The following is a 22,885-nucleotide window of genomic DNA, read 5'->3' as shown; positions in this document are numbered from 1 at the left end:
ATAACCCAATATGATAAAAATTTGGAGGGGTACTATGTTTAAGAAACTGGTCCTGATGTTATTGGTTATCTTGATTGCATCTCCTGCAGTACAAGCAGGGGCAGCCTCAGCTCCGATCACGGTTAAATGGCACGGTAAAACTGTTAAATTTACCGGGGTACAGCCTTTTGCCAAAGATAAAACGGTCCTGGTACCGATTCGGCCTGTTGCGGGGGAATTTGGAGCCAACGTGAAGCTCGAGAAAAAGGGGAATTCCCAGCAGCTCACCATAACAACATTTGCCCGTACCGCCATCCTTGTCATTGGAAGCAAGCAAATGAAGGTGAACGAAAGAACCTTAAATCTGGATACTGCGCCGCAGATCAAGCAATCCACCGTGCTTGTTCCTATCCAGGCTTTGCAAGAGATCGGATTAAAGGTCAATTGGTCTAAAGCCAAGCGTTCCATTGAACTCAATCCCGAGTTCACGGTGGTGAAGAAATATGTTATGCCTGTCTTGGTCGCGAGCGTACGTTTCCGTGGACAATATGAAGAAATATCAGACGTATATGAGAAACTGGATCATGAAGTTAAAGATCTCGTGAATGCTAGAGGCTTTAGTTTGTACTATGAACAAAACTATGAAAAAGGACATGATACCGAAATTTGCATTCCTGTAAGCAAATCTGTCGAAGGGGCATCCATAGAATACAAGGGCAAACAGCTCCCGGTTACCTTCAAAATTCTCGAAGGCGGATATTTCTTATCCGTTGTTCATCAAGGAACCCCAGATACGCTGGCCAACGTCTGGGCGCAAATCGAGGAATACGCGAAAAATACAGGCGTTAAAATTCTCTCTCCTTCGAGAGAGATTTATGTGCAGGAGGATCTGAAAGACTACCGCAAGCAGGTGACGGAAATCCAGCTTCAATTGAAAAATTAACTTTATAAAATGAACTTTAAAGATTAACCGATCTCAGCGGAGAGACCGAGTGATTCTGAAGAAGCGGAGCGTCCGCCTTTGTCTCCGAAATGTCCCACTGAATAACTAGTTCAAGCATTTCGGAGACAACAGCGGTCGTAAGAACACTCGACATCGCAGCGTCCCAAAAGGGTAACCTTCATAAGTTCATATTTTATATTATTCATTGAAGGAGGTTATGCACATCATGGATAAAACTTATACAGAAGGATTATTTTGCTGGGCAGAATTGGGCAGTACGAATCCTGAAGAGTCGGGAAAATTCTATTCCAAGCTGTTTCCATGGACGGTCCAGGAATCTGTGTTTGGCCATAATCAGACCTATACGGTCTTTCAATACGACAAACAGGACATTGCAGCGATGTATGGCCTTGGCGAAACAACGATCCCTTCCTATTGGGGCTGTTATATTGCCGTCAACAATATTGAGGTGTCCAGCAAGAGAGCAGAAGAACTCGGTGCCGAGATGCTGATTGCTCCAAGGCGTGTGGACGATAAAGGAAGCATGTGCGCTTTCCGCGATCCGACAGGCGCTACAGTCGCACTTTGGGAGGCGGGTGAGCATCCCGGAGCAGGGCTGATTCATGCGCCATACAGTATGGACTGGCATGAGCTGAGCACCACCGACTTGTCAACTGCAGCCGACTTTTATACGGGACTGCTGGGTTGGACCAAAGAGGAAGTCCGAACGCCTACCGGGCCTTATCTTCAGTTCCGGGCCGGAGATCAGTATGCGGCTGGAATGAATCAGATTTCACCCGAAGCAGGAAGCGCGGGCAGCTATTGGAGCATTTATTTTAAGGTTCCCGATTGTGACAGTGCCGTACAAAAGGCGCAAGAGCTGGGAGCGGAAATTATTGTGCCCCCGTACACGGTGCCAGGCTCTGGAAGATTTGCTGCGATTCGCGACCCTCAAGGGGCTTTCTTCTCTGTACAAAGCGGATTCCAAGAATAAATGATGACTTGGGAAGTTGGCTGCAAGCCTTTAGCTGCAGCCGGCTTCCCAGATGTTTTTACATGAACAAGACCGAAAGGACGATGCATGAATCATGTCTTATTTGCAGATTACGAAAGACAACATCGGCACAGAACATATTTGTTGTGCGCTGGGTGCCAAGCAATATGAAGAAGCGGTACGTGAAAAAAAACAATGGCTCCGTGAACGCATGAATGATGGGCTCAAATTCTATCGCCTTAATGACCGGGCCAAGGTATTCATTGAATATTTGCCCGCAGAGAAAGCTTGGGTTCCCATCGATGCCCCTAACTATATGTACATTGATTGCCTCTGGGTTTCAGGACGGCATAAGGATAACGGTCATAGTAAAAATCTGCTGGAGCAATGCATCCAGGATGCCAAAGAGCAGGGGATGGACGGAATTGTTCATTTGTCGAGTAGTAAGAAAATGCCTTATCTAAGTGACAAGCGTTATCTTGAACATATGGGGTTTACGGTAGCAGATCAGGCTGATCCTTATTTCGAGCTGATGGCTCTGAAATGGAATGATCACGCGGCTAAGCCTGCTTTTATGAAATCGATTCATACCAAACCAGGCTCCGACCAAGGCATCTATATCTATTACACAGCCCAATGCCCATTTGCCGTAGGTGTACTGGATGACTTGCGTAAAGTGGCACAGGGGAGAGGGATTCCTTTTCAGACGCATCGGATCACCCGATTGGAAGAGGCCCAGCAATCACCCGCGATTTGGACAACGTTCAGCTTGTTTTATAACGGGGAATTTGTGACACATGAAATTATGAGCGCCGGAAAATTCGAGAAGCTGCTTGAGAAATGTTCGTAATTCCAAATCAGGGTGTCATCTAGTAAGATCGAGGGAGGAGATCGTATGGAATGGGTTTATCAGACCGCTTCGGAGCTAATTCGCCAATTGGGCGAAGGGCAAGTGACGTCCAAGCAGCTCGTCGAGTATTATTTCACGCGCATAGATCGTTTTAATCCCGAAATAAATGCAGTCATTCAGCAGCAGAGAGAAGCCGCATTACAGCAGGCAGAGCTGGCGGATCTTGAACGGGAGGCTGGCACAATCCGCGGTCCTTTGCACGGGCTTCCGATGACAATCAAAGAGTCTTTTAACGTCAAAGGATTATTGACAACCTCCGGAGCCAAACATTTGCGCAGCAATGTTGCGCAGGGCAATGCTCCAACCGTGCAAAGTCTGCTTAATGCAGGTGCCATCATTATGGGGAAAACCAATGTGCCAACCATGACGTCGGACTGGCAGACGTATAATGATATCTACGGAACGACCAACAACCCGTGGGATTTGAGCTTGAGCCCAGGAGGTTCATCTGGAGGCAGCGCGGCTGCATTGGCCGCAGACTTCACCCCGGTGGAATTCGGGAGTGATTTGATAGGCTGCCTTCGTATCCCAGCTCATTATACCGGGGTATATGCCCATCGCTGCAGTCTTGGGGGCATGTCGGTTAGAGGTCACGTCCCTGGCAACCCACCTGATGATCCGAGCGAACCGGATTTGTCAGCAGCAGGGCCTCTGGCACGCTCTGCCGCCGACTTACGCTTAATGATGAAAGTGTTATATGATCCATGGCTTGAGGTGCCAGATCAGCCTGATTTTACTTCGAATACGTTAATCAGCAAAAACAAAATCAAAGTGCTCACCTGGTTTGGAGATGCCGCTCATGAGCTGGATGCACCCATCATACGCAGATACGAGGACTTTATCGCCAAACTGTCCCAGAAGTCAGAGATTGAGGTTCATCGCCAGATGCCGGCGGATATTCGTATCGAAGAGCTGTTTGAGCTTGCAATCCAGCTGTCCGCCAGATTGGTAGGAACCTCATTTAATGCACGGCAGCGGATGGTGGCCAGTCTTGCTTCCCTTGGGCTGCGAATGTCCAAAGCATTCACCTCCGCCTTCCCGGAGGGGCTTGATAGATATTATGCCGCTATGAATGACGGTCCGGCCGAGCAGCGGCGGACAGATCAATTGCGGCAGGAATACCATCAGAAGTTCGCCGCTTTATTTGAGCAATACGATGTGCTGCTTATGCCGGTGAGTCCGGTACTTGCTATTCCGCATATGCAGATGGCCGTACATAGAAGAAGCCTGGATGTGAACGGCAAAGCAGTCGGATACAATGAGCATTTGATTTGGAACGTGCTGGCTACTGTGCTCGGGTTGCCTTCAACGGTTATGCCCCTTCAGCATCGGGAAGGAGAAATGCCTTGCGGAATTCAGATTGTGTCGGGACAATTTCAGGATCATAAAACGATAGACTTTGCGGAAATATGTGAAGAAATTACCGGCGGATTTGTTGCCCCGGCGCCTTATCGTGCTGCAACCGTATAGACTCACGTTCCTTCAATGCTATATTATTATTTTCAAACATAGAACAGCCCCCCTTTCATGGCTGAGCTTAAATTTTTAATTTCACGACAAGCTCAGCTAGGGGCGGGGACCCTTTTAAGAACAGAAAGGAACACAAATGAAAATAGCTGCGGTATACATAGAAGAGTTTAAGATTAATAACGATTGGTTTCGGCGTATGATGGAGCTTATCAGTGAGGGAAGAGCCCAGAAAGTGAACAAGCTGCATTTTGCCGAGGACAAGATTCGATCGATCCTTGGCGAAATGCTTATTCGAATTCATCTGAGAGAAGCATGGGGGATGGAAGATAAGCATATTCAATTTGAGTATAATGAGTTCGGCAAGCCCCGGCTGCAAAACCACCCCCAGCTTTATTTTAATATCTCTCATTCCGGCCAGTGGGTTATAGCTGCTGTAGATGAATGTCCAATCGGATTGGATGTGGAGCAGATCAAACCGATTGATTTGGACATTGCCGAGCGTTTCTTCGCCCCGGCAGAAATACAATATATATCAGATCAATCTCTGGAACGGAGATTAACGAGCTTTTATCGCATTTGGACACTTAAAGAAAGTTACATCAAAGCGGTAGGGAAAGGGCTGTCCATCCCTTTAGACAGTTTTTCGCTGGTGCCTACTGGAGACCGGATTATTTTAAATGCTCCAACAGATGGGGAAGATTGGTTTTTTAGAGTTTACGAGGACTTATCCGGGTATGCACTGGCGATTTGCAGTGCCCATAACAATATCCCTGACCAGGTACCCCGCTTTTCACTAGCAGAATTTCAAAACAAGCTTTTTCAATTTTATGATGAATAAACTAAAATCTTCATATCTTTTCTGGAATGCGGATATATTACGTTTTGAGTTCGAAAGTTATTGGAATAAAACCGCATTCGGTACTAAAGCATCTTCTTCTTCATAAAAACTCTGGTTTCTCATCCAACATAAACCGGCTGCAGCTCGTTTGCAGCCGGTTTAATTTCATCTTCAGGCAGTTTGACAAGTCATTGTATTTTACGTTAAATGAAATGCTACAATGTGAATAAACAAAATTAACGCCATCGGAGGGATGTTTGAAGCATGAGCGAATCTAATCAGGAATACATAATCATCACGGGTGCGAGGGAAAACAATCTCAAAAATGTATCCTTACGCATTCCAAAGCGGAAGATCACGATCTTTACGGGGGTATCCGGCTCTGGCAAGTCATCGATCGTCTTCGATACGATCGCCGCTGAATCCACGCGCTTGCTGAATGAGAACTTCAGCATGTTCGTACGCACATTCCTGCCCCGCTATCCGCAGCCGGATACAGATTCGATCGAGAACCTGAGTATGGCTGTTATCGTGGATCAGAAGCGGCTGGGTGGAGGCTCCCATTCCACGATGGGCACAATTACTGATATTTCGCCCATTCTTCGTCTTCTCTTCTCCCGGGTGGGGCAGCCCTATGTTGGACAAGCTCATATGTTTTCGTTTAACGATCCGCTAGGTATGTGCCCCGAATGTAACGGAATTGGCCGCAGCCTTGCCGTTGATATGAGCAAGGCGCTTGATATGTCCAAGTCGCTTAATGAAGGAGCAATCCTGCTGCCGGGCTATTCGGTGGACAGTATGGATTGGACGATGGCCGTGCAGTCGGGGCCTTTTGATCCCGACAAGAAGCTTAGCGATTATTCCGAGGAAGAACTGGAACAGCTGCTGTACAGCAAGGCGAGGAAAGTGGCTACGCAGTTCGGCGGAAAGACAATTAATATTACAGTTGAAGGTGTCATTGAGAAGTTCACCAACAAATACATTAAGCAGGATGTCAAGACGAAGTCCGAGCGCACACAAAAAGCTGTTGCGCCGTATATCTCCGAGGGTCCATGCCCCAGCTGCCATGGGGCGAGACTCAGTCAGGCTGCACTTAACTGCAGAATCAATGGACTCAACATTGCCGAAATGTCCTCCATGGAGGTAGGCCAGCTCATTCGCGTTATTCGGGAGATTGACGATACTGTTGCCGAGCCGATCGTGAAGTCGCTGACTGAACGATTGCAGCATTTAGTGGATATCGGACTTGACTACTTGACGCTGGATCGTGAGACAGATACCTTGTCTGGCGGCGAGTCGCAGCGCGTCAAAATGGTGAAGCACCTGAGCGGCAGTCTGGTAGATGTCACTTATATTTTCGATGAGCCCAGCGTTGGCTTGCATCCCCGTGACGTACACCGTTTAAATGAGCTGCTCAAGAAGCTCCGTGACAAGGGTAATACCGTAATTGTCGTCGAGCACGATCCGGATGTAATTAAAGTTGCAGACCATATCGTTGATGTCGGGCCACATGCCGGCAGGCGAGGCGGTACCATTATGTATGAAGGAAGCTTCCAAGGCCTGCTGGAATCAGGTACATTGACAGGTACCCACATGAGGCGGCCGCTCCAATTGAAGCAGGATTGCAGGCAGCCATCCGGCAAGCTGCCCATTAAGCATGCCACGCTTCACAACCTGCAGAACGTGACTGTAGATATCCCAACCGGAGTACTGACTGTGGTTACGGGTGTCGCCGGCTCAGGCAAAAGTACCCTGATTAACGAAGTATTCTTAAGCCAGCATCCGGATGCAATCGTCATCGACCAATCGGCGGTAGGCGTATCCACCCGTTCGAATCCAGCAACATATACCGGAATTATGGATGACGTGCGCAAGGCGTTTGCCTCCGCCAGCAAGGTGAACCAGGGACTGTTCAGCTTTAATTCCAAAGGGGCCTGCGAGAACTGCCAAGGGCTGGGCGTTGTATATACGGATCTTTCCTTCCTTGACAGTGTGAAGCTGCCATGTGAAGTATGCGGAGGTAAACGGTTCAAGGAAGAGGTGCTTGCATACAAGCTGAACGGCAAGTCGATTGCAGAAGTGCTGGAGATGACGGTGGAACAGGCATTGGACTTTTTCCAGTTAAAAGAGGTCGTGCGCAAGCTTCAGGCGATGAGCGATGTTGGGCTGAACTATATTACCCTTGGCCAGCCGCTCAGCACGCTTTCGGGAGGAGAATGCCAGCGCATCAAGCTGGCCAGCGAGCTGCATAAGAAGGGCAGCATCTATGTGATGGACGAGCCGACGACCGGCCTGCATATGTCAGATATCGGTCACCTTCTGGAGATCATGAACCGCCTTGTGGATGCGGGCAATACGGTGATTGTCATCGAGCACAATCTCGATGTAATCAGCCAAGCGGATTGGATCATCGATATGGGACCGGATGGAGGCAGCAAGGGCGGCCAAGTGGTGTTTGAGGGCACGCCTCCTCAGATCATGTATGCGGAGCAGTCGATCACGGGAAGATACTTGAAGCAATAATCGATCAAAAATACAAAACTAAAAAACTACTCTTGTGTAATAAACAGAATCAGATATTTTCTTATAACAAGAAGAACCCATGTAATCATGGGTTCCTAACTAGGGCTGCCGACTATGCCGGCAGTTCTTTTTATATTTCAGCATAAAATTTTCAGTCACACTTACAATTTAATGCGTTTCTCAGCTCAATCCAATTCCGATTTATAGGTCTGGCGGTATTTAAGAGGTGACAGGCCGATGATATCTTTGAAAATGCGCCCGAAGTGCGTCATGCTCTCAAAGCCGACCCTTTCGGCAATATCGGCTATTCTTAAAGTGCTCCCGGTTAAGAGCTGACGAGCTTCCTTAATCCGGACATTGTTCAAATACTCGGTGAAGGTGAAGCCGGTATTCTCCCGAAACATTTTACAGAAATAAGAGGGACTGATGAAGAACCTGCTGGAAACGCCTTGGATCGTTTGGGGCTCGTGGTAATTCTGATTCAAATAATCTACAATATCAAAGATTTTTTTATGAATCGGATTGCTTCTGGATGGTTCGGGCGCAGGCAGCGTTGACGTCTTGCGGTAAATGAAAATAAGCAGCTCAAACAGCAGCGTCTTTAAATAATACTCATAACCGGGAGGTTTCTTGTTAAACTCGGTGATCATTTTATCGAAATGCTTCTCAATAAAGCTTTGTTCCTGGCCATTTAAAGGCATGAAATTTCTGCCGCTTGAAAAGCTGGACAGCACATGAAAACTGTCGTTGTAAGGAAACATATCTTCGAGGAATTCTTCCTGAAACAGCAGCGTAATCCGTTCAAAGGTCTCCTTACTTGAATTGACCAATTTATGGATCTCATTCATATTGATGATCAGCAAAGCTCCCCCAACTACCTGGTAGCTTTTATCTTCAATGAAATAGCTGATATCCCCAGAGACCAGATAAAAAATCTCATAACCGTTGTGATAATGACGCGATGGCATGCTTGTGTTATATTTTCTCTCACGACTAACATCAAATTTAGCAGCTTCATAAAAGTCCGAGTGCATAAACCTACCACCACCATGTTATGTTGTGAATTTCATAGTTATAATAACATATGTAGAAAAAATAGAAAATAGATAATATATGTGCGGAAAAATCATATTTTCATATGCTATATTGATAGCAACAAGGCGCAAAAAACAGTAGGTGATGCATAAAGAAAGAAATTACAAAATTGGGTATTTTAAGTTTGAAGTCAGATTTATTAACATTGTGTAAAATTGTAAAATTGTTTTCGGATTTTCGAGTTAGTTTTATTAACATTAGTTAAAAACTGGGTTTTCGAGGTTCCAAGTTAAAGTGGTTTGTAAATTTGGTCTAATAACGGGGGCAGAATAATCATGAAAAATCAAATCTCGAAAAATCGGTTTCTGATGAGTGTGCTTCTCTTGTTTTCCCTTTCCACGGTGCTGTCTGCTTGCGGCGATACATCCGGATCGAATAAGTCGGATAGTGCAGATCCCCAGAGTAATAAGACAGAGATCGTGTGGGTGATGGCAACAGACCCGGATAAAAAGGCATGGCAGGACACCATGATCTCGACCTTCGAAGCAAGTCATCCCAATGTGAAAGTCCGGCTTGAGAATATTCCGTATGATCAATTTGATCAAAAACTGACTACCTTAATCGCCAGTGGCAATGCACCCGATGTATGGAATCCGAACCAGGCGGACAGCGGCTTTGCCACTTATATGAAGATGGGGGCTTTAAAGGACCTGACTCCTTATATCAAGAAGGGGGCCCCCGAGCTCAATACGATGGACCCGAACCTGCTCAATATTTATAAAATTGATGGCAAGTATTACGGTGTCCCGCTCGTGAGCAACGCGACTTACCTATACTACAATAAGGACCTTTTCGATGCGGCGGGCCTTCCTTACCCGACAACGGACTGGGATGACAAGTCCTGGAATTTCGATACAATGCTCGAAACCGCGAAGAAATTGTCTCATGATGTGGGCAATGCCCGGAAGCAGGTTTTTGGCTTCTCCACTGCTTTAAGCGCAAACGAAATGACATGGTTGTTCGGTGGAGACATGTTCAAACCAGAGGCATATACGACTGGCGTAATGGGTGAGCCTGATCTTACGAAGCCTGTGAATATCCAAGCCATGCAGTTCAACGTGGATCTGATCAACAAGTATAAAGTCGCACCAGACGCAGAGACGGTCGAGGCGTCTAAACAACTTGGTGATCCTTTCCTTACCGGCAAAGTGGGCATGTACATCTCGGGAGGATGGGGACTTGGCTCCTATAGACAAGCGGATTTCAAATGGGGGGTTGCTGCTGTTCCATATCACGAGGGCCGCAAGGTCCCATTATATGTCGATCCTTGGAGCATTTCAGCAACAAGTAAACATCCCGATGAGGCATGGGAATTCGTACGGCATTTGGCTAACCCGGCAGAGGGCGGCGGTGCCTACAAGTATATGAATGATGTAGGGAGAACACCTGCGGATACAAGCCTGTTCAAGCTGTGGTATGACAAAATGGGCAAAGAAGTCGGCATGGATCCCAAGGCGTTCAAACAGGTTCATGAAGGTTCGATCAAATATGGACGTGAAGCAGAAAATCACTTGATTGTTAACTTCAATACCATTCTCGAAACGATGAATCAGTCGCTCTATCAGGTGTGGGGAGGCAAGGAGAGTGTGACTGACGGCTTGAACAACTTGAAGGATAAACTCCTATCGCTAAATTTGAATCACTAACAGCAAGAGCTTGAAGCAAATTACACCGGGCGTGAACTACCACCATCTGCGGTTCCCGCCCGGCAATAGGAGGTACCCATGAGAAAGCTTACGCTCGCCATGAAGCGGGAGGAAAGGTCGTTTTGGTTTTTTATAGCCCCATGGTTTATTGGTTTTGTTTGCTTTACTGGGGGCCCTATTATTTTCTCGCTGCTGCTCAGCTTCACTGAATATAACGTCATCTCTTCCCCGAAATTTGCAGGGGTTAGCAATTATACCCAGTTGTTTGGGGATCGGCTGTTTTACAAATCGCTGTCTGTGACGCTTTATTACAGCTTGCTGGCCGTACCGTTTACCATCTTGACCTCATTAATTATTGCGGTTCTGCTTAATCATCGAATCAAAGGGCAGTCCCTGCTTCGCACGCTGTATTACGCGCCCAGCATTGTATCCGGGGTGGCCGTTTCATTTCTATGGTCTTGGCTGCTCAACCCGCAGTTTGGTGTTGTGAATTCCGTACTTTACGATTGGTTCGGAATTGAAGGGCCGGGATGGTTTACGAGCCCCGGTACAGTAGTACCGTCTATGGTTCTCATGCAGCTCACGGCCTCGGGCAGCACAATGGTCATCTTTCTCGCGGCGCTGCAATCGCTCCCGGCAGATTTGTTCGAGGCTGCCTCATTGGAAGGGGCGAATGGCTTCACTAAGTTCTGGAGAATTACAGTCCCGCTCATTTCACCCGTTATCCTATTCAACACTATTATCAGCATGATCGCATCTCTGCAAATTTTTACGGAATCTTACGTGATTACCAAGGGTGGTCCGGACTGGAACTCTTATTTCTACGTCTATTATTTATTCGACACTGCATTTAAACAGTTCCGGATGGGATATGCCTCTGCTCAAGCATGGATCTTATTCCTGCTGATTTTCGCACTCACACTGGTTTCGATGTGGGGCTCCAAAAGATTCGTCCACTATGAATATGACTCGAAGTAAGGAGGTGCCTTCATCATGCCAAGTAAATCGTACAAATATGGCGAAATGCGTCCCTTGAACAAAGTAGTGCTTTATGTTCTTTTGTACGGTGGTGTTCTTTTATTCGCATTTCCGTTGTTTTGGATGCTCTCCACTTCACTTAAAACGATTGGTGAAATCCATCGGGTTCCGATGACGTGGTTTCCTACTGATTTACAATGGTCCAATTTCAAGCAAATCTTCATTGATGCGCCGTTAGGCCGCTTTCTCTGGAATTCCGTATGGTACTCAGCCGTTACGGTAATTGCGGTCGTATTCTCTTCATCGATGGCTGCATTCGCTTTTGCACGATTGCGGGCGCGCGGCAGCCTCCTGCTATTCGGGCTTGTCCTTAGCACGATGATGATTCCGTCTCAGGTCACATTGATTCCGCAATATTTGCTGTTTACAAAGCTGCACTGGACAGGCACATATTTGCCGCTCGTGATCCCGGCTTTTACGGGAAGTTCATTTACGATCTTTCTGATGCGGCAATTTTATTTAGGTATCACGAGAGAGTTGGATGAAGCCGTCAAAATCGATGGGGGTAATCACTTTACGATGTATTTCCGCGTGCTCATTCCGCTATCCATGCCGGCCTTTGCCACAGCGGCTATATTGGAACTGATATCGAGATGGAATGACTTGTTTGGACCGCTCATTTATTTGAACGATATGACAAAATACCCGATTTCGCTTGGTCTGGCCAATTTTACAGCAGCATATGGGGCAACTCCATGGAACCTGCTGATGGCCGCTTCGCTGGTCGCGATTCTACCGCTGTTGATCATCTTCTTCTTTGCACAAAAGTACTTTATTCAAGGAATCGTGATATCCGGTTCTAAAGGTTAACTGATTTATTGAGCCATTATTATGTAGTTATCGGAGGTTTCCCATGAAATTTGATTTCCATACCCATCATGAGCGCTGCGGACACGCAGTTGGCTCGGTTAGAGACTATATTGAAGCAGCAATAGAGCAGGGATTGGACATGATCGGTATCTCCGACCATACGCCACTTTTTGCCTCTGAAGAGGATCATCCTTCTTCAGGCGGATGCATGGCGAAGAAAGAGTTTCCCCTTTATGTTAACGAGGTTCTGAAGCTGAAGGAAGAATATAAAGGAAGAATAGAGGTGCTGCTCGGCATCGAAGCTGATTTCTTGCCGAAGCACCTGGATTTATACCGTTCGGTCATTGCAGCTTATCCTTTTGATTATGTCATTGGCTCCGTGCATGAGTTCGCAGGAATCAGCATCTATGATTCGGAATATTGGGAGGGCTTGACTGCGGCAGAGAAACTGGCAGTGAAAACTTTATTCTATGATTATATCGCTCAGTCCGCGAAATCTGGACTATATGATATTTTGGGTCACGTGGATTCTTTGAACCGTTACTTCTATGGTTACTCGGAGCTGCGCACGGAAGCAGCCGACGACACTTTGAAAGCGATTGCGTCCAGTGACGTCGTGATTGAAATCAATTCCTCAGACGACAATTGGGTGCCGGACGGTTACTTCCTGGAACGCGCACTCCATTATGGAGTTAAGGTGACTTTTGGTTCTGATGCGCACGAACCCGAACGCGTAGGCGAGCATTTCGCAGCGATCGGCAGACATTTATATGAAATCGGCTACCGGGAGTGGGCCGTGTTCCGCAATCGTGAGCGGCTGATGGTTCCGATCGTTCGGTGAACACCGTAAACAACAAGGAGGGCTATAGCCTGATCTTGTGATATACAACATAAGACTTTATTCAAGTCGGGGTGCAATCTTGTAACCTCGTTTGGATAAAGTCTTTTTGCATTCCGTATGTGATATTGATTTAACTTGCAACGCTTGATGAATTATGTTACATTTCTTTTAGTTAGATAATCTAATTACATTGCGAAGGATCAGTAAATGAGAAAAAAAAGAACTAAAGAGCATTTGGCGGATCAACAACTGCCGCCACTTGGTGTTGGACCTTATCTAGAGCTTATGAGTAAGGCCGCCTCCAAAGATACGGAACGTAAATCGGCTCATATGGGACTGCTTATGCTGTGGCTCAGTGACAACGTGCTTGATGTCATGGACCTGGAGTTAGCCCCTTACGGCATTACAGAGAGCAAGCTGGACTTATTGCTTCTGCTTGTGCTGCATGAGGGAAGGGACCTTATTACTCCTTCCGCCCTAGCAGATCGACTCGGCATCAGACGGGCTTCGGTAACTGCTCTGCTCGATTGGCTGGAAAAGAGGAAGTGGATTATCCGCAGCCAGAGCGATCTGGACCGGCGTATGATTCATGTAAGTATTACGGAAGAGGGAAGCGAATTAGTTAAGCAAGTTCTTCCGACCTTCTGGTCAACTTGTGCCTCTTTGGTTGAAGGCTTGACCGAAGAGGAGAGTGCGGCTTTTGAGCAAATTTTAATTAAACTGCACCGCTTGGCGGAGAAACGTATGGGAGGAGGGCGATAAATTTTTTTCGGAATATGATTAGATTATCTAACTAATTTCATATTATTATAATGAAAGAGGTACTATTATGACACAAGCATCCGCTGCCAGCATGGCAAAACGGAATTATTCTTTCATGACAGCTTTGTTGTGCTGGTCAGGCATGGTTATCATGTCAAGCCTATATGTAACTATTCCTCTCATTTCTCTGTTCTCGGATATTTACGGTGTATCTTCCACGCAGGCTGCGGCTGCGGGAAGTATTTTCTCTTTGGGATTTGCCTTAGGTTGTCTGATATATGGAGCCGTATCAGATAAGTACGGCCGCAAGAAAGTGATCTTTATCGGCTTGATTGCCTTAACCTTCGTTTCTTTGCTGCTAGGCACAGTCCACAGTTTCTCCTGGATTATCGTACTCCGGGGATTACAGGGTGCGGCGGCAGCAACATTCTCCCCTGTTGCGCTTGCTTATGCGGTAGAGATGTATCCGGCGCAGAAACGGGTAACGGCAATTGGATTCATAAGTACAGGATTCCTGGTTGCTGGTATTGTCGGGCAAGTCTTGAGCGGGATCATCAGTCAACATCTTGGATGGAACGCAGTCTTTTATTTGCTGGCCGCTGTATATACGGTTACCGCTATTTTGATATTGAAGTTTCTTCCGAAGGATGATATTCAGCATCCGAATTCCAGCATTCTGGAGCCGATTCGGAATATGGGCAGAGTTTTCACCCATAAAAATCTGATTTTCGCGTATTTGGTGGCACTTGTTCTGCTGATGTCCTTCGTTAGCATGTCGACCGTGCTTGGAAATTACATAAGCGGCTCTACATTCGGGCTGGATAATCAGGGGATTTTATACGTTCGCTCCTTTGGTGTTTTGGGAATGCTGATTTCGCCTTATGCGGGACGGCTTGCCGGGCGGTTTGGCACACTGGCGGTATTGCGGGGAGGGGTATTGTTAGCTATTCTCGGGCTGGCCTCTTTGGGGCTAATCTCCAATTTGCCGCTGCTCGTCGTGATGAGTATCATTTTTACAGCAGGCATTGCCCTTGCAGTTCCATCTCTTGTCTCACTCGTTGGTCAATTCGGCGGTAAATCGCGGGGGGGTGCGGTATCGACTTATACGTTTATCTTGTTTGCTGGAACGAGCCTGGGACCCATGATTTCGATTCAGTGCATGAGAACCGCCAGTTACCCACTCACCTTTATCTTGCTGGCGCTTGTGCTCAGTCTGGGATTGTTAGCTGCCTGCCTAATTCGTAAGGAAAGTCCTTCATTATAACATTAAACATGGCTGTAATCTCGTAGATCGCATTTTTTAGGTTGAACCTTATGTGGGCATCCGCTGCTAAAGAGGCGGAAATGTCCACATTTTTGTTAAAAGGTTACTCCTGTTCAGGTGCTGCATCCAGAATTCATGTCGGATTCAAATAACATTATGACATGCACTTATATCACAGTGACATTCCAATCCACAATACTTATCAGATATACTTGAGCTGTCTAATAGCAGGATTATAACTTTATGACATGCCTTGTGGGAGATGTGATAAGAAGATATGTACATATTTCGGTGTTCAAGATCGGTATCCCGTCAAGGAATGAGAAAGGATGAAACCAAATGACTTATACAGCGAACGAGGAGAGATACGAGAAAATGGAGTACCGACGGATCGGCCGGAGCGGCGTCAGGCTGCCAGCTGTTTCGCTCGGCTTGTGGCAAAACTTCGGAGGGGACAAGCCATTTGAGGATAGTCGTGCGATGATATTACGCGCTTTCGATCTCGGTATCACACATTTTGATTTGGCGAACAATTACGGCCCGCCCCCTGGATCGGCCGAAGAAACCTTTGGAAGCGTTCTGAGAAAGGATCTCGCGCCTTACCGGGATGAGTTGTTTATCTCAACCAAAGCTGGTTACTATATGTGGCCAGGTCCGTACGGTGAGTGGGGATCAAGAAAAAACCTGCTTGCAAGCCTGGACCGCAGCCTTCAGCGGATGGGACTCGACTATGTCGATGTCTTTTATCATCACCGTCCTGATGGCGATACCCCGATAGAGGAGTCGATGGGGGCGCTTGCCCATGCCGTGAAGTCAGGTAAGGCACTATATGCCGGTTTGTCCAACTACGGACCGGAGGAGACAAAACAAGCTGCTGCAATTCTTAAGGACCTGGGTACACCACTGCTTGTCCACCAGCCAATGTATTCGATGCTGAACCGCTGGATTGAGAATGGGCTGCAGGATGTACTGGCTGAAGCTGGGGCCGGCACGGTGGCTTTTTGCCCGCTTGGTCGCGGACAGTTGACCGGGAAATATATCGACAAGCTGGAAGCTGAGTTTAAAACAGGCCTTCGTACTCTGAAGCCGGCGGCTGTGTCTGCAGAACGGATTGATAAGTTCCGTTCGCTGGAAGCGGTCGCGAAGCGCCGAGGCCAGACGCTGGCGCAGATGGCTCTGACATGGGCGCTGCGAGAAGGCGGCGTCGATTCGGTGCTGATTGGTGCAAGCCGTGTAAGTCAAATTGAGGAAAACGTGCAAGCGGTTCACGCGGATCCTTTATCAGCAGCGGAACTTCAAGAGATCGACCAGGTTATGCATAATATCGGGGATGTTCCCTGGTAGAACCAAACCCAGAACTTGATTCGATAAACGGACAAATTAGTCAGGGGTTGTTGAAAGACCTATTGACCTGTCTCTTTTAAGCCCATCCCGAAAGTGTGACGGTGAGTGTCCCTTTACTCTTTTAAACATCTTGGAGAACAGCAGCGGGTCGCTATAGCCAACAGAATGAGAGACCTCCACAATGGATAAAAGCGGGTTGTTCAGCAGTTCACCCGCTTTGTCCATCCGCAGGTTAAGCAAGTATTGTTGTGGGGAAACATCTAGAATTTCCTTGAAAAGCACGGACATATAGACACGGTCAATCCCAACCATGCGAGCAACCTGGGAAATCGAAATCCTCTGGTTATAGTTCATTCGAATAAATTCGACCGCTTTACGAATGTATACATCCTTGGGCCGTGGCTCGGGCAGCAGTTGACTCGTTGCGATCAACATTTCGATCCAATCGGCGAGACACCCGAACAGAATGCTCTGTCTTCGCAGTTCAGACGTGTTATGGTTCTCGTCGCAGGCGGATAATTCATCCAAATAAGGATCGGACCAAAACAACGGAGAGTATCTGAACACAGGTTGAAGGGGAGAGATGTGTACCCGCTCAAATAGAGATATAACCCCAGTACCCGAAAAGGCAATCCACGAATAAATCCAAGGGTCGGTTGGGTCCGCCTCCATATAACATAGAATGTCATTGTATACAATAAAACCTTGACCTTGCTGAAGATGAAAGGTCTGACCGCCGATCTGGTACAAGCCCTTACCCGCATGGATGAACATGATTTTGTATTGCCCTTTGATGCCAGGACCCCAAGCGAAGCCGGGTTCACAAACTTGTTTCCCGTGATAACAGTAACAAATATCCATCTGATATGCGCCTCCTATGATATTACATCATGACACATTTCCGTGCTTTTATCAGCAAAACAAACACATATTTTAAATTGACACGTTAGTAGGAATAAGCCATTCGCTGACGTAACATTTCGTAAACCGAAGAATACTTCTTCGGTTTTTTTGTTGGGCTGCTGGACTACTGCCCGATTGATTTGAAATATCTTTTCCAAACTGGCAGGCTTATTCGTTCTGTGGTGGTGATTATACTTGTGCAACTATTCCGAACTCGAATATAATACAAACAAGTGTTCTCTCGCTTTGACGAGGGACGGAAATCGGCAACCCCAGCGCACTATAATCGGAACCATATTGGATGAAGGTGAATTCAAGCATGAAAAGGAAATCAGATGACCTGTTTTTTTCGGAGTTTGATCTTGATGAAGAAGAAACGGGGACGAGCATTCCCGTAAACACTTTTGCGAACCTTGGGATTACTAGGAATGTGTCCGTGGAAAATGAAACCCGGGAGCAGCGCTTTACCAATCAGGCGAAGGCCCTCGCGGACCGCATTGGAGATCCAGCGCCTTTTGTTCCGTTTATGTGTTACTGGCCCACCTATAACGACATGACCGATCCTCAGCAACAATGGTACTTCTTCTGGAGATCAGAAGTCCGGAATAACCGGTTTCCCCAGACGGATTTGTCCTACATTTTTCTTCATGTCTATGAACTTATTAATGGGGTAGGCTGGACCGAGCCCACAAGCGGACTTGCGCAGCTGATCCGGCTATTAACGCACTATGGGGGAACATTTCATCAGCTCCAGAACTATTTGTTTGAGTGGATCTTTGATTTCACTTTAATCCATGACCTAGCTCTTGAGGCGGATCATCTTACCTCACTTGAAAGAGAACCGGAAAGGCTCCCTGGCGAATTTCTTGATATGCTGCTGTTACGCAAATTCCGGGAATCGCCACTCCAGATCTCACTGGACATGCTCTTAACCTTAAGTGATTATGACATGAAACGAAGCCGGTTTTTCCAAGGGGAAGGCAAGGTGGACCTTGAATATTACATTCCTCGTATTATGGCGGTTGTGGATGCTTATATGACCAAAATGTCTGGCATGCGATTAATTGACATGTTCTCTCCTGAAACGGAGCAGAGGACTCAGCGGCACCTATTCCGCAGCGCAATTTATGACAGCACCTTATCCGGGTTCACCACCTCCGTGAGCCGCTTGCCTGTCCGTAATCATACTCCTCTGCGGCAGTACATAACTCAGGTTCTCAAGTTTGCCGAGAATAGGCTCCGGAAACAGAAGGGCTTTAAAGGGCGCTTAAAAGGAATTGAGCTAGAGTCTGAAGTGGAGCTCCTGATTGATCGTTATCTTTCTAAGGAATATAACCGGAAACCTACTCAGTCAGTCATCCAAATTGACACAGAGAGATTGGTCCAGCTGCAGCAGGATACGGAGTATGTGCGTGAGATGTTAACCGTTGAAGAAGAGGGAGCTCCGGCCGAGACATATGAGGAGATCCATACGCATGAAGATTACGTGAGTGGCTTGATAGGTCAGCCGGACAGTTCGGCTATGGATCACCATAAACCCGAGATTCATTCAGCAGGATGGGTATGGGATACGGGAACCCTTGGAGAGGAGTGGTCGCATCTTGCGGAAGCTCTGGAAGAGATTCATTTAAGAGCTTTGCTGACCCTCATGAGTGACTCCCCGGAGCTAACCCGCTTGGCCGAAGATTATGGAACGCTGCCGGCACTTATTATCGATGAGATTAACCAAGCCGCAATGGAGCATATTGGTGATCTTATCGTGTCTGAAGATGGTGTCGTTGAAGATTATTTGGATTACGTGAAGACCTTGAAAGGGTGATGATGATCCTATGAGTGAACAGAAAATACCTAAGCGGCTTACCACGGCGCTTGTCAACTCCCTTACCGCAGGGGTTGTCCCGCGTGTAGGACTGGAGCATGTTGCAGTTGGCCGCAGAGCTGAAGTCGAGGCTATTTTGAGAGATATGGAGAACATAGCGGAGGGAGGAGCAGCCTTTAAGTTTATTACCGGACGATACGGGAGCGGGAAGAGCTTTCTGCTCCAAACGATCCGGAATTATGCGATGGACCGGGATTTTGTCGTCGCGGATGCCGATCTGTCTCCCGAGCGGCGTTTCGTAGGCACAAAAGGGCAAGGCTTAGCCACCTACCGGGAGTTAATGATGCACCTTTCCACCCGGACCCGGCCGGACGGCGGGGCTCTTGAATCTATCCTGCAGAAGTGGATTGCCTCAATTCAGCAGGAAGCGATGAAGGAGCTGGGGCTTCGCCCAGGTGATCCTGCGCTGAACCTGGAAGTCGAACAACGGATTTTTGCTATTACAGCAGAGATGCAAAGCCTGGTGCATGGATTTGATTTTGCGAGGGTGCTGTCCATCTATTGGAACGGCTACAAGCTTGCAGATGATAACCAGAAGCAGGCCGCGCTCCGATGGCTTCGAGGGGAGTTTCCGACCAAGACCGAGGCGAAGCGGGAGCTCAATGTGGGTGTAATTATTGATGATGAGAATTGGTACGAATACATCAAGCTTTGGGCGGAGTTTACGTCACGGTTAGGATATAAAGGACTTCTGCTGTTTATAGATGAAGCCGTTAATTTATATAAAATTACAAATAGTGTCTCCCGGCAAAGCAACTATGAAAAGCTGCTTACCATGTTTAACGATACCATGCAGGGCAAGGCAGCGAATCTGGGAATCTTCATCGGCGGGACACCGCAATTTGTAGAGGATGAACGAAGAGGTCTGTTCAGTTACGAAGCGCTTCGTTCCCGTTTGATAGAAGGGCGATATGCCAATCAAGGGTACATGAACTACACCGGCCCGATTCTTAAACTCGACATGCTGTCTCATGAGGAAATCTTAATCCTGCTGCAGAAGCTTACTCAAATTCATGGCCAGCATTTTGGATATACACCTGCCTTGACCAATGAGGAGCTTATTGCTTTTATGCAAACAGCCGTTGGACGGCTCGGGGCCGATCAGCTGCTCACTCCGCGGGAAGTGATCCGGGATTTCATGGATCTCCTTCACACGTTACACCAGAATCCGGAAGTCTCATTTGCAAAGCTTGTTGGGGAGAGAACAGTTCAGCCAGCGGACGCTGATCCGGATGAGGTTAGCGACTTTCTCTCGGAGTTTGAACTATGACTCAGAATCCATTTTACAGACTTGCTCCGTTTCTCCAGGAATTTATTTATAAAAAGAAGTGGGATTCGCTCAGACCTGCTCAGGTTGAAGCGTGCCGCGTTTGTTTTGAAACTTCACATCACTTACTTATTGCGGCAGGCACAGCTTCAGGAAAGACGGAAGCAGCCTTTTTCCCCGCCTTAACTGAATTGTACGAACGGCCTTCCCGGTCCGTAGGCATTCTTTATATTGGTCCATTAAAGGCACTGATTAATGATCAATTTGAACGGCTTAAGGATCTCCTGCAGAACTCCCGAATTCCGGTATGGCACTGGCATGGAGATGTTTCCCAATCCGAGAAAACGAAGCTCATGCGTAATCCGTCCGGTATTCTTCAGATTACCCCCGAATCACTGGAGGGACTTCTGATGAACCGCCCGAATGCGATCACAGCTCTCTTCGGCGATCTCAGATATGTCATTGTGGATGAGGTTCATGCCTTCATGGGGGCCGATCGGGGAATTCAGGTGTTAAGCCAGATTAGCCGTATTGAGCGTATGACAGGTACTCACCCCCACAGAATCGGACTATCCGCAACGCTGAGCGACTATGATTCGGCAAAGGCTTGGCTGGGTGCTGGAAGCCCGCAGGACGTGGAGGTTGTTACCGCTGGTGCCGGTCGTAAGCTTCGGCTGCGGGTAGATCACTTTTCTTTCCCGGACGCCCGTGACGAGGAACAGGCAGAGCAGCTGGAGAATGTCAGAAAGGCTTACTATAACCATATCTATGACAGCACTCATCTAAAAAAAGCCCTGATCTTCACAAACAGCCGGTCGGATGCGGAGCTGACCACGCTGGAAATGAGAAGGGTAGCCGCCCGGCGGCAGCAACCGGATATATTTCACGTGCATCATGGGAGCATTTCAGCCATGCTCCGGGAGGAAGCAGAGAATGCGCTCAAGAGTGGTCCTGGACCCGCCGTTACGGCTGCAACGCTAACACTGGAGCTAGGTATCGACTTAGGGGAGCTGGAACGGGTCGTGCAGCTCGGCGCGCCTTACAGCTCATCCAGCTTTGTACAGCGGCTAGGGCGTTCGGGCCGGCGTGAAGATAAAGCCTCAGAAATGATGTTTGTCATTCAAGAGGAGGAAGACGAAGAAGCGCCGCTGCCGGCCCGCATTCCGTGGACACTGCTCCGGGCAATTGCCGTTATCGAGCTGTATGTGCGGCATAAATGGGTAGAACCCCTGGAAGCCCGCAAACTTCCGATCGGGACGCTGTACCATCAGACTATGAGCGTACTTAAGAGCATGGGGGAAGCGGAGCCTGGCGATTTAGCGAGGACGATACTGACGCTGCCTTCCTTTAGTGACGTGACTCCAGACCAATATAGAACATTGCTCAATTATCTGATACAAACGGATCACATCCAGTGGACAGAGGACAAGACTCTGATCATTGGCCTGACTGGGGAAAAGATCGTCAACAATTTCCGGTTTTATGCCGTCTTTAAAGATGATGAAGAACACTCCGTCTACAACGGCTCTGAGGAACTTGGTTCCATCACCACCGTCCCGCCGCCTGGTTACTGCTTCTCTCTTGCCGGGAAGCTGTGGAAAGTCGTTGAGGTGGATACGAAACACAAGGCAGTGTACGTTAAAGCAGCCAAAGGGAAAGTCGATACGTTGTGGCTTGGTTCAGGTGGGGATATTCATACCATTGTCACTCAGAAGATGAGGGAAGTGTTGGCCAGCGGGGAGATCTACTCGTATCTCTCACCTGAAGCGGTGAACCGTTTGGAAAGAGCCCGGCGTTTGGCAAGAGAAAGCGGGCTGCTCAAGGAGATTATCGTGCCGGCGGGAGGGGACTCCTTGTTCATTCTTCCCTGGATTGGAAGCAAACAATTCCGCACAATGGAACGGTTACTAAAACACACCCTTTCCACGAGGCTTGCCTTAAGATCGGTTGTACCGATGGAGCCTTATTATATGATTGTGTCAGGGCCAAGCGATGCAGCCACACTTCTTCAGGAAATCATCTCCGCGTGCAGAACCTGCCATGAGGAGCAGCTGCTTGATGACCAGGAGGCTCCATACTTAGGGAAGTATGACGAATTTGTCGCGCCCGAATTAGTGCGAAGCGCTTTTATTGCTGACGGATTGGACCTTAAAGGGCTTGCTGTCAGCTTGGGGTGGGAGCGTATACAGTAAAAGTAAAAGGCAGCTTAAATATTCGTATTTAGCTGCCTTTTTTAGGGCTTGTAGAGCTGCTAAGTGCACCCTCAGGTGCGCCTCATTATTCGTGGGAGCAGGATAGCGTGTTAGCAATATTACTAACAGAACAACAACTTAAGTATCTTAAAACTATGGAGTTATCGTTAATCAACGACTCCCCTTT

The 22,885-nt window shown here is 47.7% G+C and carries 18 protein-coding genes; 16 read left to right on the top strand and 2 right to left on the bottom strand.

Annotated features, from left to right (window positions below; translation table 11 throughout):
- Positions 1–34: 34 nt before the first annotated feature.
- From BN6628_RS13100 to BN6628_RS13075, 6 genes are all read left to right on the top strand, one after another.
- Complete coding sequence (locus BN6628_RS13100; RefSeq protein ID WP_068618085.1) at positions 35–922, top strand: stalk domain-containing protein; 888 nt, start codon at positions 35–37, stop codon at positions 920–922.
- Positions 923–1,148: 226 nt separating this feature from the next.
- Positions 1,149–1,916: a VOC family protein gene (locus BN6628_RS13095; protein ID WP_068618083.1), complete on the top strand. Its 768-nt coding sequence runs from the start codon at positions 1,149–1,151 to the stop codon at positions 1,914–1,916.
- A 94-nt stretch (positions 1,917–2,010) separates the two neighbouring features.
- Complete coding sequence (locus tag BN6628_RS13090; protein WP_068618081.1) at positions 2,011–2,766, top strand: N-acetyltransferase; 756 nt, start codon at positions 2,011–2,013, stop codon at positions 2,764–2,766.
- 45 nt (positions 2,767–2,811) lie between these two features.
- Positions 2,812–4,296: an amidase family protein gene (locus BN6628_RS13085; protein WP_068618079.1), complete on the top strand. Its 1,485-nt coding sequence runs from the start codon at positions 2,812–2,814 to the stop codon at positions 4,294–4,296.
- A 136-nt stretch (positions 4,297–4,432) separates the two neighbouring features.
- Entirely contained in the window at positions 4,433–5,134 is a 702-nt protein-coding gene (locus BN6628_RS13080) for a 4'-phosphopantetheinyl transferase family protein (protein WP_068618077.1), read from the top strand.
- A gap of 264 nt (positions 5,135–5,398) precedes the next feature.
- Entirely contained in the window at positions 5,399–7,657 is a 2,259-nt protein-coding gene (locus tag BN6628_RS13075; protein WP_068618075.1) for an ATP-binding cassette domain-containing protein, read from the top strand.
- Between the two features lie 185 nt (positions 7,658–7,842).
- Here BN6628_RS13075 and BN6628_RS13070 read toward each other — a convergent pair whose 3' ends face one another.
- On the bottom strand, positions 7,843–8,691 hold the full coding sequence (locus BN6628_RS13070) for an AraC family transcriptional regulator (RefSeq protein WP_068618073.1): 849 nt from the start codon (positions 8,689–8,691) through the stop codon (positions 7,843–7,845).
- A gap of 336 nt (positions 8,692–9,027) precedes the next feature.
- On the opposite strand from BN6628_RS13070, the gene BN6628_RS13065 reads away from it, so the two are divergent.
- From BN6628_RS13065 to BN6628_RS13035, 7 genes are all read left to right on the top strand, one after another.
- Positions 9,028–10,398, top strand: a complete 1,371-nt coding sequence (locus BN6628_RS13065) for an ABC transporter substrate-binding protein (RefSeq protein WP_068618071.1) — start codon at positions 9,028–9,030, stop codon at positions 10,396–10,398.
- 78 nt (positions 10,399–10,476) lie between these two features.
- Entirely contained in the window at positions 10,477–11,376 is a 900-nt protein-coding gene (locus BN6628_RS13060) for a carbohydrate ABC transporter permease (protein WP_068618069.1), read from the top strand.
- Between the two features lie 15 nt (positions 11,377–11,391).
- A complete protein-coding gene (locus tag BN6628_RS13055; protein WP_068618067.1) occupies positions 11,392–12,246 on the top strand; it encodes a carbohydrate ABC transporter permease in 855 nt (284 codons plus the stop codon).
- Positions 12,247–12,289: 43 nt separating this feature from the next.
- The gene (locus BN6628_RS13050; RefSeq protein ID WP_068618065.1) at positions 12,290–13,087 is read left to right on the top strand and encodes a histidinol-phosphatase; all 798 of its coding nucleotides are present in this window, start codon (positions 12,290–12,292) and stop codon (positions 13,085–13,087) included.
- A gap of 207 nt (positions 13,088–13,294) precedes the next feature.
- Positions 13,295–13,849 (top strand): MarR family winged helix-turn-helix transcriptional regulator, encoded by a 555-nt coding sequence (locus BN6628_RS13045; protein WP_068618063.1) that lies wholly within the window; start codon positions 13,295–13,297, stop codon positions 13,847–13,849.
- Positions 13,850–13,916: 67 nt separating this feature from the next.
- The gene (locus BN6628_RS13040; protein ID WP_235847638.1) at positions 13,917–15,113 is read left to right on the top strand and encodes an MFS transporter; all 1,197 of its coding nucleotides are present in this window, start codon (positions 13,917–13,919) and stop codon (positions 15,111–15,113) included.
- Positions 15,114–15,452: 339 nt separating this feature from the next.
- A complete protein-coding gene (locus BN6628_RS13035) occupies positions 15,453–16,457 on the top strand; it encodes an aldo/keto reductase (RefSeq protein WP_068618061.1) in 1,005 nt (334 codons plus the stop codon).
- Positions 16,458–16,493: 36 nt separating this feature from the next.
- Here BN6628_RS13035 and BN6628_RS13030 read toward each other — a convergent pair whose 3' ends face one another.
- Positions 16,494–17,318: an AraC family transcriptional regulator gene (locus BN6628_RS13030; protein WP_068618058.1), complete on the bottom strand. Its 825-nt coding sequence runs from the start codon at positions 17,316–17,318 to the stop codon at positions 16,494–16,496.
- Positions 17,319–17,679: 361 nt separating this feature from the next.
- Between BN6628_RS13030 and BN6628_RS13025 the strand changes: the two genes are divergently transcribed.
- Genes BN6628_RS13025 through BN6628_RS13015 form a run of 3 tightly spaced genes read left to right on the top strand, consistent with a single transcriptional unit; the run spans position 17,680 to position 22,698 of the window.
- Positions 17,680–19,179, top strand: coding sequence for a TerB N-terminal domain-containing protein (locus tag BN6628_RS13025; protein ID WP_068618056.1), 1,500 nt, complete (start codon positions 17,680–17,682; stop codon positions 19,177–19,179).
- A gap of 10 nt (positions 19,180–19,189) precedes the next feature.
- Positions 19,190–20,509, top strand: coding sequence for an ATP-binding protein (locus BN6628_RS13020; protein WP_068618054.1), 1,320 nt, complete (start codon positions 19,190–19,192; stop codon positions 20,507–20,509).
- Positions 20,506–22,698: a DEAD/DEAH box helicase gene (locus BN6628_RS13015; RefSeq protein WP_068618052.1), complete on the top strand. Its 2,193-nt coding sequence runs from the start codon at positions 20,506–20,508 to the stop codon at positions 22,696–22,698. The genes BN6628_RS13020 and BN6628_RS13015 overlap by 4 nt, the downstream gene beginning before the upstream one ends.
- Positions 22,699–22,885 lie beyond the last annotated feature (187 nt).

Source organism: Paenibacillus tuaregi, assembly GCF_900086655.1.
Taxonomy (GTDB): domain Bacteria; phylum Bacillota; class Bacilli; order Paenibacillales; family Paenibacillaceae; genus Fontibacillus; species Fontibacillus tuaregi.
The sequence above is the reverse complement of the archived record's forward strand: the minus strand, read 5'-3'. Positions and strand labels throughout refer to the sequence as shown.